Origin of the sequence: Geopseudomonas sagittaria (assembly GCF_900115715.1) — a bacterium.
Lineage (GTDB): Bacteria > Pseudomonadota > Gammaproteobacteria > Pseudomonadales > Pseudomonadaceae > Geopseudomonas > Geopseudomonas sagittaria.
Window position 1 is genome coordinate 118,605 of record NZ_FOXM01000009.1, and the last position, 12,516, is coordinate 131,120.

General features: G+C 62.3%; 12 protein-coding genes and 1 tRNA gene. 2 read left to right on the top strand and 11 right to left on the bottom strand.

The window, feature by feature from the left end:
* Positions 1–3 precede the first annotated feature (3 nt).
* Together ampE and ampD are read right to left on the bottom strand one after the other, a co-directional pair.
* On the bottom strand, positions 4–828 hold the full coding sequence (ampE, locus tag BM297_RS12550) for a regulatory signaling modulator protein AmpE (RefSeq protein WP_092432017.1): 825 nt from the start codon (positions 826–828) through the stop codon (positions 4–6).
* On the bottom strand, positions 825–1,385 hold the full coding sequence (gene ampD, locus BM297_RS12555; RefSeq protein WP_092432019.1) for a 1,6-anhydro-N-acetylmuramyl-L-alanine amidase AmpD: 561 nt from the start codon (positions 1,383–1,385) through the stop codon (positions 825–827). Before ampD ends, ampE begins: the two co-directional genes overlap by 4 nt.
* 181 nt (positions 1,386–1,566) lie before the next feature.
* Here ampD and nadC point away from each other — a divergent pair, with 181 nt between their 5' ends.
* Positions 1,567–2,415: a carboxylating nicotinate-nucleotide diphosphorylase gene (nadC, locus tag BM297_RS12560; protein WP_092432021.1), complete on the top strand. Its 849-nt coding sequence runs from the start codon at positions 1,567–1,569 to the stop codon at positions 2,413–2,415.
* Between the two features lie 75 nt (positions 2,416–2,490).
* Here nadC and BM297_RS12565 read toward each other — a convergent pair.
* The 8 genes from BM297_RS12565 to BM297_RS12600 form a co-directional block, all read right to left on the bottom strand.
* A tRNA-Thr gene (locus tag BM297_RS12565) sits at positions 2,491–2,566 on the bottom strand.
* Positions 2,567–2,588: 22 nt separating this feature from the next.
* Positions 2,589–3,692, bottom strand: coding sequence for a glycine oxidase ThiO (gene thiO / locus BM297_RS12570; RefSeq protein ID WP_092432023.1), 1,104 nt, complete (start codon positions 3,690–3,692; stop codon positions 2,589–2,591).
* Positions 3,693–3,810: 118 nt separating this feature from the next.
* Positions 3,811–4,368 (bottom strand): GspH/FimT family pseudopilin, encoded by a 558-nt coding sequence (locus BM297_RS12575; RefSeq protein WP_092432024.1) that lies wholly within the window; start codon positions 4,366–4,368, stop codon positions 3,811–3,813.
* Positions 4,365–7,655 (bottom strand): pilus assembly protein, encoded by a 3,291-nt coding sequence (locus tag BM297_RS12580; RefSeq protein WP_092432026.1) that lies wholly within the window; start codon positions 7,653–7,655, stop codon positions 4,365–4,367. Before BM297_RS12580 ends, BM297_RS12575 begins: the two co-directional genes overlap by 4 nt.
* A gap of 52 nt (positions 7,656–7,707) precedes the next feature.
* A complete protein-coding gene (locus BM297_RS12585; RefSeq protein ID WP_217648263.1) occupies positions 7,708–8,205 on the bottom strand; it encodes a pilus assembly PilX family protein in 498 nt (165 codons plus the stop codon).
* The gene (locus BM297_RS21995) at positions 8,202–9,701 is read right to left on the bottom strand and encodes a PilW family protein (protein WP_217648264.1); all 1,500 of its coding nucleotides are present in this window, start codon (positions 9,699–9,701) and stop codon (positions 8,202–8,204) included. Before BM297_RS21995 ends, BM297_RS12585 begins: the two co-directional genes overlap by 4 nt.
* Positions 9,698–10,264 carry a type IV pilus modification protein PilV gene (pilV, locus tag BM297_RS12595; RefSeq protein ID WP_092432030.1) on the bottom strand — a complete coding sequence of 189 codons (567 nt, stop codon included), beginning with the start codon at positions 10,262–10,264 and terminating at the stop codon, positions 9,698–9,700. Before pilV ends, BM297_RS21995 begins: the two co-directional genes overlap by 4 nt.
* Before the next feature lie 2 nt (positions 10,265–10,266).
* The gene (locus BM297_RS12600; protein ID WP_092432032.1) at positions 10,267–10,689 is read right to left on the bottom strand and encodes a type IV pilin protein; all 423 of its coding nucleotides are present in this window, start codon (positions 10,687–10,689) and stop codon (positions 10,267–10,269) included.
* Positions 10,690–11,017: 328 nt separating this feature from the next.
* Here BM297_RS12600 and BM297_RS12605 point away from each other — a divergent pair, with 328 nt between their 5' ends.
* A complete protein-coding gene (locus BM297_RS12605) occupies positions 11,018–11,533 on the top strand; it encodes a GspH/FimT family pseudopilin (protein WP_175526646.1) in 516 nt (171 codons plus the stop codon).
* A 15-nt stretch (positions 11,534–11,548) separates the two neighbouring features.
* Here the strand turns inward: BM297_RS12605 and ispH are convergent, their stop codons facing one another.
* A complete protein-coding gene (ispH, locus tag BM297_RS12610) occupies positions 11,549–12,496 on the bottom strand; it encodes a 4-hydroxy-3-methylbut-2-enyl diphosphate reductase (RefSeq protein ID WP_092432035.1) in 948 nt (315 codons plus the stop codon).
* Positions 12,497–12,516 lie beyond the last annotated feature (20 nt).

The following is a 12,516-nucleotide window of genomic DNA, read 5'->3' on the forward strand; positions in this document are numbered from 1 at the left end:
CCGCTACAGCAGCAGGATCCACAGCGCCAGGGCGCTGTACCAGATCAGCCCGGCGCGCAGCAGCAGGCTCCACAGCTCGTCCAGCGTCTCCACTCCGCCCGTGCCCGCGGCGCTGTCCGCCGCCGCGCGGCCGGCATCGACCACCAGCTGCGCGGCACTCGCCTGCAGATCGAACAGGCGCGCCCAGAGCACTCGGTTGGCGGTGACGAAGTTGCCGGCCAGCGCCAGGCTCAGCGCCAACAGGCGCGCCGGCAGCCAGTCGAGCGCCTGGCGCAGGCCTACCGCGTGCCGGCGCAGCGCCTCGTCGCCGGCATGCTCTGCCAGCAGCGCCAGCAGGCGATAGGCCAGCGCCGCCAGCGGACCGAGCAGCGCGTACCAGAAGACCACCGCAAAGAAGCCTTGGTAGACCTGCCAGAGCAGGAAACCCTGCACCTGCGCCAGCAATGCCGGGGCATCCGCGGCCTGCACACCGAGATCGCGCCGGGCGTCGAGATACGCCGCCTCGGCATCGCCGCGCTGCCAGCTGGCGCGGAACGGCGCGAGGCTAGACTGCGGATCGCCGCGACCGAGGCTCCACAGCAACACCGCGACATGCAGCGGCAGCAGCAGCCAGCCGTAGGCCAGCGGCGCCAGCGCCCACAGCAGCAGCGCGACCAGCAGCAATGGCACGCCCAGCACCAGCAGCTGGCGCAGCGGCCGCCCGACCAGACGCGGCTCGCTCTCCACCCGGCCCAGGGCGCGCAGGAACAGATCGTCGCGCTGCAGGCGCGCGCGCCAGCCGCTGGTCTTTTCCAGCAGCAGGATCAACAGCAACACCAGAAAGCTCATGCCTGCACCTCGGCGCCCAGCGAGCCCAGGTAGCGCGCCCAGTCGAACGCCGGGCCTGGATCGGTCTTGCGCCCCGGAGCGATGTCGCTGTGTCCGCAGATACGCGCGGGGGTGATCTGCGGGTAGACCCGCAGCAGCTCACGGGTCAGCGCCAGCAGGCTCGCGTACTGCGCGTCGCTGTAGGGCAGCTCGTCGGTGCCCTCTAGCTCGATGCCCAGGGAGAAGTCGTTGCACTGCTCACGCCCGGCAAAGCACGACACCCCGGCATGCCAGGCGCGCTGGTTGCAGGACACGAACTGGATCAGCGTGCCGTCACGCTCGATCAGAAAGTGCGCCGACACCTGCAGGTGGGCGATGCCGGCGAAATACGGATGGGCCTGCGGGTCCAGCTGGTTGCGAAACAGCGCCTGCACCTGGCCGGTAGCGAACTGCCCCGGCGGCAGACTGATGTTGTGGATGACCAGCAGCGACACCTCGCCGGCCGGCCGTGCGTTGAAGTTCGGCGAGGGACAGTGCTGCGCACCAACGCACCAGCCGCTCTGCGGATCGATCTGCATCTCGACTCCTTTCCTGGACTGCCACAGCGCGACAGCCCTCGTTCATTCAGCTCACTCTAGAGCAGCGCCGCGCCCAGACCAAGCACGCCGCCAGTACTTGTTGCATCCCCTGCGCGACAGGCACACGCCCGGCACCGGCAAACCGGCCTATAATCCGCCGAAAACGCACAGGGAGCCCGTCATGCCCAACCTTCGCCTTGCCGATCTCGGCGCCGAAATCACCGCCAACGTGCGCGCCGCGCTTGCCGAAGACATTGGCAGTGGCGACATCACCGCCCAGCTGATCCCTGCCGAGCGCCTGGCGCGGGCGAAGATCATCACCCGCGAGGCCGCCACCATCTGCGGCACCGCCTGGGTCGACGAGGTGTTCCGCCAGCTCGACCCGCGCGTGCAGGTGACCTGGAACGTCGCCGACGGCGAGCGCGCCATGCAGGACCAGACCCTGTTCAGCCTCGAAGGCCCGGCGCGCGCCCTGCTCAGCGGCGAACGCAGCGCGCTGAACTTCCTGCAGCTGCTCTCCGGCGTCGCCACCCGCTGCCGCGAATACGCCGACCTGGTCGAAGGCACCGCCGTACAGTTGCTCGACACCCGCAAGACCCTGCCCGGCCTGCGCCTGGCGCAGAAGTACGCGGTCACCTGCGGCGGCTGCCACAACCACCGCATCGGCCTGTACGACGCCTTCCTGATCAAGGAAAACCACATCGCCGCCTGCGGCGGCATCGCCCAGGCCGTCGCCAGCGCCCGGCAGATCGCCCCCGGCCGCCCGGTGGAAGTGGAAGTGGAGAACCTCGAGGAACTGCAGCAGGCGCTGGACGCCGGCGCCGACATCATCATGCTCGACGAGCTCGACCACGACGACATGCGCACCGCCGTCACCCTCAACGCCGGCCGCGCCAAGCTGGAAGCCTCCGGCGGAGTGAACCAGACCACCCTGCGCGCCATCGCCGAAACCGGCGTCGACTACATCTCCATCGGCACCCTGACCAAGGACGTCAAGGCCGTCGACCTGTCGATGCGCCTGAGCCTGTAAACGTCTTTTATTGCCGTGCAAAGAAAAACAGCCCGTTGCGCAGTGATGTGCAACGGGCTGTTTTGTCTGAAGCGATGGTGCCGGTGAGAGGAATCGAACCCCCGACCTTCGCGTTACGAGTGCGCTGCTCTACCGACTGAGCTACACCGGCTGGAAACGTGGCGCGAAGGCTATCATTGCGCCCGGCGCAGACGCAAGGCGGGCGCGTAGGGGGCTGGATCGACAATCGGCGCCTGCCCCAGCAGCAGGTTGGTCAGCAGCTGGCAGGACGCCGGCGCCAGCACCAGGCCATTGCGGAAATGTCCACAGTTCAGCCACAGGCCGTCATGCTCCGGCACCGGACCGATAAACGGAATGCCGTCCGGCGAACCCGGGCGCAGACCGGCCCAGTGCTTGACCACCTCGGCGTCGGCCAGCGCCGGCAGCAGCTCGATGGCCGAGGCGCGCAGGCTCTCCAGCGCCTCCCCGGTCGGGGTCTTGTCGAAGCCTTCGTATTCCAGGGTGCTGCCGACCAGGATATGGCCGTCGCGGCGCGGGATCGCGTAGCGGCCGCCCGCCATCACCATCGCCGGCAGGAAGTCCGCCGCGCACTTGAACAGGATCATCTGCCCCTTCACCGGCTCCACCGGCAGCTCGAGACCGAGAGTCTTGAGCAACTCGCCGCTCCAGGCACCGGCCGCCACCACCACTGCATCGGCACGCAACTCGCCCTGCGCCGTGCGCACGCCTACCACTCGCCCACCCTCGCGCACGAAACCATCGACCGCACACTGCTCGCGGATCTCGACATTCGGCAGCTGCTCCAGCGCCGCGCGCAGCGACTTAAGCAGGCGCGGATTGCGCACGTTGGCCACCCCGGCCATGTGGATCGCATGCTGGTAGCCGTGGCGCAGCACCGGCACCGCCGCTTCCACCTCAGCCATCGGCACCGCACGCAGCGGCCGCCCCTCGCGCGCGGCCCAGGCCAGCGCCTCGGCCTCGTCCTCCAGATCCAGCCAGTACAGCCCGGTGACGTGCACCTCCGGATCGACACCGCCCTCCTCGATCAGCCGCTCGCCGAGGCGCGGATAGAAATCCTGCGACCAGTGCGCCAACGCCGTCACGGCCGGACTGTAGCGCCACGGATACAGCGGCGAAACGATGCCGCCGCCGGCCCAGGACGCTTCGCTGCCGACAGCGGACTGATCGAGCAGGGTGACCTGGCAGCCGGCCTGCGCCAGCAAGCGCGCCGACTGCAGGCCGATGGCCCCGGCGCCGATGATGAGGATGTTGTGCATGGGGAAGCCTATTGAGAAAAACAAAGCCCGTACTACTGGCTACTGGGTTGCAGAGAGCGAGTACGGGCTAGAGTTTAAGCCTTTGCGAAGGCCTTGGGTGTGCTGCACCTGAAGCTCATCAGGCCGAGGGACAGCTCCCGTCCGTGGTTTTTTCTACGGAGGTACGACCGGTCGCAGAGATGGTCACCACGCGTTCCTGACTCCCTGCGCTCGGACTTGCTCGACAGATTCGCAAGGTAGTCTGCGTGGCCCCCACCCCGGAGGGCCTGAAAGCAATGCTGGTGACGTCATCGACAGCAGTAACCCGGTAACCAGCAGCCAGAGACTGTTGCTGGTGGATAACAGTCGCACCTTGCAAAACTATCCAACCCTGTTCCCAGCTGCCGCTATTTGCACAACTCGTACCATTGGCGGACATGCAGAGGGTCACATCCCTGTTACGTTTGATCGCCTCACTGCGGGCCAACTGGGCACTGGCCACTAGGCTGGTGCCATAACTGCGCAATCTGCTGCTCAGCGAAAACTCGCTGAAGGATGGAATGGCAATCCCCATCAGGACTGCCAGTACCGCGATGGTGACCATCAGCTCAATCAGCGTGAAGGCTCGCTGTCGTCTCCGTGAGCGCCCAGGCACCGTGGAGCCCTGAGCGGCATAGCGCTCCAATCGACAGATCATGGCAATGGATCCTGCTGGTCTTCGATATTCCAATAAACCTTGGCTCGGGGTTGTCCTGCCACGTTAGGGGCTGGTGCCTCCCCCCCCTGCAAAGGCGACTCTGGGTTCGAGCCAATCACGAAGGGAACAGTCGTTCCATCGTCAAGAGTAACCATGCCGGCCACTGGCGACGGCGGCAGACCACCGCCAGCGATCTCCTCGAAGCGCAAGCCGGTACCATTCAGGCTCTTGGCATTGGTGTAGTCGATGTTATACACACTTGCAGTGCCCAGGGTCGGGCACTGGCCGGGCTGGTAATGTTCAGGGATGTGGGTACTAAACGTGACCACCCCGTAGACGGTGATTGCCGAGGTAACCACCTGCTCATCATTACGTAGCTCAAGGTACCAGCCTTTCTTGGTGTTCACGACACTCTCGGTGGGCGAATCGGCAGTCGCGCCTATCGGGTACAGCGAGTCCAAGCAGATGACAGAAGGCTCGCCATCAGGAACCGAACAGGTACTACGCTCACTGCTCAGCCAGTTGGTATCGGTCGGGATATCACGAACCATGTAGAAATGGTTCGCCACCGTGGTAGCTGCACTAGCCACGCCCTCGTCATTATTTTCCAAGGGCTTTTCGCGATCACCCGAGCCGACCAACACATAGTAGGTGTTGCCGTCCACCACCACATCGGGGGCGAACATGAACTTGCGGTTGGCATTGCAGGAAGCCAGCGAGTCGCACCCCAGCGCAGCGATCCGGGTCATGCTCCAGTTGTCCTCGGTGGACTCGCCAATGGTGATCCGGTAGACATTGCCGCCAAGATCGGCAGCATAGGCGTACTGGGTCATACCGTTGCTTCCGGTCACCAGGGTCACATCGCCAACCACCCCTCGCTCGGTCTCGAAAGCCCTGACGACATCGCCCGAATCGGCGTCCAGGATGTAGATCTGGTTGCCTTTGGATGAAGCACTGCAATTATGGTTTTGGGTGCCATTATCGAAGTCCTCGCAGACATCGTAACCGCCGCCCATGATCAGCAGAGGAGCGGCCCCTGCCTCATAGCCCTGCGCCAGGAACGGCTTGGCCGACGACCAGGTCTGACCGATATCGCTGAGTCCCGTGGTGCAGCCGGTATCGCTGGCCACATCCGGGCTGGGGCAGCCGATCCGCCACTTCAGGCTCGGCGAGGCTGGATTGTCCACGTCAAAGGCATACAGAGCGCGACCTCCGCGACGCATGGCCGCATACAGCCAGGCATCGCTACTGTCCTTGTGGGCGGTAACCGGACCATCGAAGCCGTAACGCTTGGGCTCAGGTGTAGGGAGCCCCGTGACTACAGGAAAATTGGGGAAGTCGATGCCTACTTCGTTGTCGCGAATCCGCTTGATATGCGGATAGAACTCCGGCGGCATGAATGACCACAACTCTCGACCAGGCTCCAGCCCACCGATAGCGCCCTCACCATCACGGTTGCCATTGACGGCGCGCAGCAGGCCATCGTTGCCGCCGTAGAACACCACGACTTCCTTGCTGGTATCACTACCGAAGTTGATCGCCACCGGGCGGGAATGCACCACGTCACCATGTACCGATGGACGCATCGTGCTTGTCGTGGTGTACACCCGGCCATCAGAAAACTCGCTGTCAGCACCGGCATCGGCCCCGCGCGCCCAGTTGATCAGTGCCGTGCGCTCAGTCGCAGTTACCGTGGCCCCCAGCTCCGCAGCAGTCACACTGTGACTGGTATCGAACTGGTCTAGTAGACCGACCGCCGGAGCCGGGGGCGTCGTGCAGTCGCTTTGGGTGCAGGCCAGAACATTGCGCGTCGTGGCATTGGCCAGGAGCAGCGAACCGCCAGTGCGCAACTTGTAGCCCTGGGCGCCCTTTTCCACGACGTTGCCGTCCGGATAGTCTGCTTGTGCGGAGCCGGATACCGCCATACACCCCCCCGCCTTGCCTTCCGGCACCTTGCTCCAGTAGGGCAGGGTCGCGTCGCCCCAATAATTCGCTGGGGTGGTCGTTTTGGGCGTCCAGAAGCTGCGGGCGCACTCGGTCACGAAGCCCGTCGAGCTGTTGATCGCCGATGCACCATCGGCATCCTGCAACACCAGCTCGCCACCGGAGAGGCCCATCTTGTACTGCTTGAGGTTGCCAGCCCAGCGCGGCAAGGCATTCTCATCGGGACGGAACATACCGACGAACACCTGATTGAGATAGGTGCCCTGGGTGTTGACACTGACCGGCAGGCTGACCGAGGCAAACACGCTGCTGACCGACTTGATCTCGGACAGCGCAGTCTGCAGCGCCACCGCGATCGCATCTTCATTGGTGGCAGCGAAGTACCCTCCCCCGCCAACGTCCCCCATGCTGCGCAGCAGCTTCTCGTGCGCAGCGCTGGGCTTGGCATTGTAGACATCGATGGTGTAGGTGACTACATTCTGGAAACCAGGCGCCGGGCTGACATCGGTCTGGTACATGAAACGCGCCATTTCGTCGGCATAACGGACATCGGAAGACGAGGTCGGATAGATCTGCTGGGTGGGATCCTCACCCACGTTGCGCAGCAAGGTTGCCGCATCCGACTCCGTCGGCCCCGGCCAGCCATTGCCGATCAGGATCACGTAGTTCTTCGCCTTGCAGACCTCCTCGGTGGGGGCCGCTGGTTTGTAGGTGGTCTGCGCCAGATCGGCAAAAGCCAAAGGGTCCCGCTTCGCGAATACTGCATCGCCCGAATAACGGTACGACCCGAAATGGGTGGAGTTGCGCGGCTGGCTCCCACCCTCGATATCGCTATAGGCTTCAGCGATACGGGTATGACCACCGAAGTACTTGAATACCTCGAACATCGCCCGGTCATAGCCGACCGAAGAGGAAACCTTTTCCGAGGGATCCTGAAAGTTGGCCAGAATATGATCAATCTTTCTGATAAATTCCACCCGATTGGCCCAGGTCATTTCCATGACTCGGGAGCGCACATAGCCACCGTCAGGGATCTGTCCACTACCCTCGTTGAGCATCATCAGGCCGATATTGACCTTGGCATCCTCGTTAGCGGGGGCCAACCCAGAGACAACTCGCTTGATGGCCCGCAACTCGGACTCACCCTGCGCACTACCATCGGGCCACTGCTGACTCTGGGCCGCCCAGTTGGCCGAGTTGTCGAGCAAAATGATCACATTGGGATAATCACTGCCGGACAGGGATTCGGCCCCGACAAACAGGTCGATATCCTCGGCTACGGCGCCAGCGCTGGCCGCCAGCAGCGCGACCGCCAAGAGGGTTTTCCTGAATCGATTTATCATTCTTGATTCCTTCGAAGTCCTTGTGAACGCATTACAGGAAAATATCGACTCATCACGCTGGCGTCGGACAGTTACTGTTGTTTTTCTGGGCCTCGGAGAGCAACACCCGGAGTCCCGAGCGCACCACCACCGCTGCACCACTTACAGGATCGCTCACGGTAGCGGTGATATCCCACACCGTGTTCCACGTATAGCTGGTCACGACCAGCAACTGGGCACTACTGGGGGCAGTTACATCGGCCATGGAGGCATTCACGCAAACCGGAGCAGCAATCTGAACCGTATAGTCGCTGACATCATCATTATTGAGATCGACATTGATAGTGCTCGCAGCTGGAGTGCTGGAAAAATCATCACTGGCAACCAACTCGATAGCCATATTGGCCGCTGCAACTGCCTCGTCGCGACTTTGCATATTGGCTACCGCTTTCAGATTGGTACCACTCATCATGAAAGCGCTGCTGACCATCAAAGTGAACAGCAGCAACATGATCAGCCCCACGATCAAGGTCGCGCCACGCTGGTTACGGGGCATGAAATTCCGTCTCATGGTGTCTCCCTGCGTCCGGAAACATTGTTAAGGCGAACCGTGCTGGAGAATACATGGCGCTTGAACCCGTCATTGAAGGGGCCCAGCGTTGTACTGCCCAGCGTATAGGTTTTGGTATCCACATGCCCGCGCGATGGCTCTCGGCTTCGCACAAGAACATACAGCTTCACGGCCACAGCATCCTCAAGGTCATCGGCGGTACAAACCGTAGCTGCCGGCTCGGTTGACGGAGCGGTGTTATCTACCGCTCGATCCTCAGTCGGGCACCTGACGAACCTGTCGGGAGCGCCATCCCCTCGATTGGTCGCTGTCGTCTTGTTGTCGGAATCGGTCCAGGTAACCGCTTCAGAGTAGTCCACATCGGCGCCTGTTCCGGTCTTGCTTATGTCATCGATGCCAACCTCTACCCGGAACCCCTCGACCCCCTCGATCAGAGGCTGTGCTGGCAATTGCTGCGGATCGCCACCACCGCTTGGTACACCGAATGAGGAGCGCATCAGCGTCGGGATTCCATCTCCGGAACTTACTGCATAATCACGAATATAATAAATATTCGAGATGAACCGGCGTTTGGGGGCGACCTCATTGCAAGCGCTCCCTGACTTAAGATTCAACCCTGCGGTATCCAGCACATAAGAAGGCACATAGTAGGTAGCCCCCAAGGCAGGCTGCGTCTCCCATGGCGATACCACTGCCCGCCTAGTAGGGCCTTCGTAATCGACGATTGACCTCATCTGACCCGCACCAACACCATTCATGACATATACATTCATGCCGTTATAGATATCATTAACGCCCGACGCCAATGCGGACAAGTTGATGGCATCGGGCTCTGCGCCCTGGACCCCGCCAAAGCTATCCTGGACACACCAGGAGTTCTGAAAATACAGCTCGCCGTCAACTTCCGGGCAATTCGAATTGGCTTCCCCGTTATCTACACAGGTATCGGCATGGCGAACCACCAGGAGATCTGTATTCGCCTGCTGATTGGTCAGGCTGCAACTTGCAGGAGCCGCGTCATAGACCTGAACCGGGATACTCAGCAGGTTACTGCGATGGACAAGCTTGGCTGAGCTATCGTTTGGACTGGAAGGAGTCTTCCCCCATTCAGCATATGGCCGGCACGGGTCTGGAACGCCAGTTGGTCGCTCCGGAATAGCGGGGTAAGCTCCTGTATCCACGGCAATACCAAGAGCCGCTTCATCCAGCGTGACCGTGTCAGCCGCCGAAGTAAGGTCGTCAAACTCAGGAACGAATCCGTCCCAAAATCCGGCATGCGCAAGATCTTTCTGCAGCACCTGAATAACAAAACGTCCATTCTCAACCAAAACATTGGTCCTGGCCATTTCATCATTGGTACGACTTACATTCAGGTAGAGCGTCAATATCGCAACCATGATCAACATGCCGATAGCAGATGCGACCATCAACTCGACAAGATTGAAGCCTGCCTGGGTGCGCAAGCTGAAAAATCGCCCAATAGAAGTCTTATTCATAGATCGGCAATCCGCACGATGGTGGTCACAACACGTCGACACAAATCATTGGTACAGGCCGAATCCGTACCGCCATCATATTCACCGGCTCCGCAAGCAACACTAGCGGGCGGCGCCGAAATCGGCCCCATGCCCTGCCAGGCAACTGTAATCAGGTATTCGCCACTTCCCAGTGACTCGACACAGCCGCGCCCGCCAATCATTGCGCCCATCTTGGCGTTGCCAATGCTCTCAGCCGCACCCTGCAACGCCTGGCACCACTCGGCGCGATCAATTTCCTGGCGAGTACTCAACGCAGAGGGGCAGGTCATAGCGGCACCCAAGGGGGTGGCACTGGTAGTTTCATAGTCAGCCGCCCGGTTGCGATTGGTCGCGACCCGATTGGCCATGTCGTTGAGCAACAACAGCGCTTGCGAGCGCTGGTAGGCCTCCATTTCCGACATCTGTAGACGCGACTGCAGGCCGGCCACACCGAGCAGGCCAATGGAAAGGATCAGGATGGTCACCATGACCTCGATCAGCGATACCCCTCTCTGCCGACGCGAACCCGACGATCGTTTCATGCTTACCACTTCCCTGTCGGCCCCTTGACCCCTTCGCTGTTGAGCGTCAGGTCGCCATCGCTGGCCTGCGCGCCCGTCGAGTCAAAGGTGATGGTGTAAGTTGGCATAGAGCCGGTACCCAAGGTGATGTCGTAGCTGTAGTGGCTGCTGACATCACTAGGCAGCGCATACCCCGAAGCCTCCAGCTGGGTCTTGCTCGCATAGCTGCGATTGGCCAACAGGTATTGCTGTTGGCGGTTGGCGATATCCATCATCTGCGACTGCGCCGCCGAGCGGTGCCCGCGGATGACGTACTGCTGATAACTCGGATAGGCGATGGCGGCCAGGATGCCGATGATCGCCACCGTGATCATCAGTTCGATGAGGGTGAATCCACACTGTCTTTTCCGTTCCACTTCGCCACCTGTTGCGATCCGGGTATTCATTGGGGGGTGAGTCTGCCATCTGTTGCGTTTGCGGAGCTTGATCGAGCCGGCATTATCGTCGACTGCTTGCCAAGTCCTCGTTGATCCGTGACATGCGCACCGGTTGAGCCTCTGCCGCGGATGATTGCACTCATCCGAAATGAACGAGAGCCTGCAGTCGACCGCCGGTTCTTTTGCCCTCTTGGCTGGCAAGTCACTGTGAAGCAGTGCAAGTTTTCGGCAGGGCTGGCTCAGAGTTACGAACGACGGCATGCCCGTTTGGCTAACATCCGACGCACCTCCCGCAGGACGCGGGAGCTCCCTCTCAGCCAGGCAAGGATGCCAGGTCATGCCCAAGCAAGATCGCGGTTTCACACTTATCGAAGCCATGGTGGTGATCGCGTTGCTGGCCATTCTGGCCAGCATTGCCACGCCCGGTTTCACGCAGATGATCCACGCCCAGCAGCTACGCAGCGCCAGCATCGACCTGGCGCTGGCCTTCACCACTGCCCGCCATGAGGCGATCACCCGGCAGCGGCCGGTGCTGATCGACAACGGGGATGGCGAGTGGGCCAGTGGCTGGCAGATCTTCGTCGACCAGAATGCGAATGGCATCCTCGACGAGGGGGAGCTGGTGTTGCGCACGGGTGATGCCAGCGCAGCAGGCGTGCGGATCAGCGGCAACACCCCGGTGAGCCGCTATGTGCGCTACATGCCGACGGGCGTGGCGAAACTACAGAGCGGCGCCTGGCAGGCCGGCACCATCACCCTGTGCCATAACGACGGGCAGCAGGCAGTACGCAAACTGGTACTCAGCCCGGCTGGCCGGCTGCGTACGGTCAAGGAAGCGGCGGGCAGTTGCTGACCGCCGCCGACCCCATCAGTCTTCCTGCACCACCCGCAATTCCTTCGGTATGGAGAAGGTGATGTTCTCCGGTCGGCCATCCAGCTCGACGACCTCGCCGGCGCCCCACTCCTGCAGGCGCTCGATCACGCCCTTCACCAGCACTTCCGGGGCGGAAGCGCCGGCGGTGATGCCGATCTTCTGCTGGCCATCGAACCACTCGCGCTGGAGGTCTTCGGCGCCGTCGATCAGGTAGGCCGGGGTACCCATGCGCTCGGCCAGCTCGCGCAGGCGGTTGGAGTTGGAGCTGTTGGGGCTGCCGACCACCAGCAGCAGGTCGCAATCGTGGGCGAGCTGCTTGACCGCGTCCTGGCGGTTCTGGGTGGCGTAGCAGATGTCATTCTTGCGCGGTCCCTGGATGGCGGGGAACTTGGCGCGCAGGGCGTCGATCACCTTGGCGGTGTCGTCCATCGACAGGGTGGTCTGGGTGACGTAGGCCAGCGCCGCGGGATTGCGCACCTCGAGCTTGGCCACGTCCGCCTCGTCCTCGACCAGGTAGATGGCGCCGCCGTTGCGGGCGTCGTACTGGCCCATGGTGCCTTCCACCTCGGGGTGGCCGGCGTGACCGATGAGGATGCACTCCTCACCGTCGCGGCTGTAGCGGGCCACCTCCAGGTGCACCTTGGTGACCAGCGGGCAGGTGGCGTCGAACACCCGCAGACCACGACGTGCCGCCTCGTCGCGCACGGCCTGGGAGACGCCGTGGGCGCTGAAGATGACGATGACGTCGTCCGGCACCTGGTCCAGTTCCTCGACGAAGATGGCGCCGCGGGCTCGCAGGTCCTCGACCACGAACTTGTTGTGGACCACTTCATGGCGCACGTAGATCGGCGGGCCGAACACTTCCAGGGCGCGGTTGACGATCTCGATCGCGCGGTCGACGCCGGCGCAGAAGCCGCGGGGGTTGGCGAGGGTGATTTGCATGGGGAGTCTCGGCACGCGGG

Coding starts and splice junctions, on each gene's coding strand:
- BM297_RS12605 (WP_175526646.1), top strand. CDS start 11,018: ATGCCCAAGCAAGATCGCGGTTTCACACTTATCGAAGCCATGGTGGTG.
- BM297_RS12585 (WP_217648263.1), bottom strand. CDS start 8,205: ATGAGACGGAATTTCATGCCCCGTAACCAGCGTGGCGCGACCTTGATC.
- ispH (WP_092432035.1), bottom strand. CDS start 12,496: ATGCAAATCACCCTCGCCAACCCCCGCGGCTTCTGCGCCGGCGTCGAC.
- pilV (WP_092432030.1), bottom strand. CDS start 10,264: ATGAAACGATCGTCGGGTTCGCGTCGGCAGAGAGGGGTATCGCTGATC.
- thiO (WP_092432023.1), bottom strand. CDS start 3,692: ATGCACAACATCCTCATCATCGGCGCCGGGGCCATCGGCCTGCAGTCG.
- BM297_RS12600 (WP_092432032.1), bottom strand. CDS start 10,689: ATGAATACCCGGATCGCAACAGGTGGCGAAGTGGAACGGAAAAGACAG.
- ampD (WP_092432019.1), bottom strand. CDS start 1,385: ATGCAGATCGATCCGCAGAGCGGCTGGTGCGTTGGTGCGCAGCACTGT.
- BM297_RS21995 (WP_217648264.1), bottom strand. CDS start 9,701: ATGAATAAGACTTCTATTGGGCGATTTTTCAGCTTGCGCACCCAGGCA.
- BM297_RS12575 (WP_092432024.1), bottom strand. CDS start 4,368: ATGATCTGTCGATTGGAGCGCTATGCCGCTCAGGGCTCCACGGTGCCT.
- nadC (WP_092432021.1), top strand. CDS start 1,567: ATGCCCAACCTTCGCCTTGCCGATCTCGGCGCCGAAATCACCGCCAAC.
- BM297_RS12580 (WP_092432026.1), bottom strand. CDS start 7,655: ATGATAAATCGATTCAGGAAAACCCTCTTGGCGGTCGCGCTGCTGGCG.
- ampE (WP_092432017.1), bottom strand. CDS start 828: ATGAGCTTTCTGGTGTTGCTGTTGATCCTGCTGCTGGAAAAGACCAGC.